Genomic DNA, 825 nt, shown 5'->3' with positions numbered 1-825 from the left:
GTGCCGGTAGCGCGGCGGCCCCAGCAGGGCGACGGCCACGTCATCGTCCACCAGCAGCGTGTTCGAGGGCACGGCGTCCGGGAACTGGGGGCCAGGTGCAGCCGTGCCGGGGGCGATGCCTGATGCCGGGCCAGTCGGGCCAGTCGCTCCCGCAGGTTCTCCCGCATGCCCTCCCGCAGGCCCTCCCGCAGGTTCTCCCGCATGCCCGCCGGCCTCCAGCCGCAGCCGGGCCAGCTTGCGGCACAACCGGGCCAGTTCCCGGTCCAGCCCGCGCACGCCCGCCTCGCTGGTGTAGTCGTTGATGATCCGCGACAGGGCCCCCGGGGTCACCTGCGGGTAGGGCGCTGTCAGGCCGTGCTCGCGCAGTTGGCGGGGCAGCAGGAAGCGGGTGGCGATGTCCAGCTTGTCCGCCTCTGCGTAGCCGTGGAATTCCACCACCTCCATGCGGTCCAGCAGGGGGCCGCGCAGCCGCTCCACCCCGTTGGCCGTGGCGATGAACAGCACCTGCGAAAGGTCGAAGGGGATCTCCAGGTAGCGGTCCACGAAACGGGCGTTCTGCTCCGGGTCCAGCACCTCCAGCAGGGCCATGGCCGGGTCGCCCTTGGCGTCCTGTCCCACCTTGTCGATCTCGTCCAGCATGAACACCGGGTTGCGCACCCCCGTGGCGCGCAGGGCCTGGATGATCCGCCCCGGCATGGCCCCCACGTAGGTACGCCGGTGGCCGCGCAGTTCCGCCTCGTCGCGCAGGTCGGCCAGCGACATGCGGTAGAAGCGCCGCCCCAGCGCCTCGGCCAGCGCGCGGCCCACGGAGGTCTTGCCCACGCC

Annotated in this window: 1 protein-coding gene; it reads right to left on the bottom strand. The window is 72.5% G+C overall.

The genetic code is table 11. The annotated features are described in order from the left end of the window. On the bottom strand, nt 1-825 hold an 825-nt coding region (locus tag FVW20_RS17205; protein ID WP_231039214.1), incomplete at both ends, for an AAA family ATPase.

The organism is Nitratidesulfovibrio oxamicus (genome assembly GCF_015731765.1).
Classification (GTDB): Bacteria; Desulfobacterota; Desulfovibrionia; order Desulfovibrionales; family Desulfovibrionaceae; genus Cupidesulfovibrio; species Cupidesulfovibrio oxamicus.
Note: the sequence above shows the minus strand (reverse complement) of the source record. Positions and strands in the feature narration are given on the sequence as shown.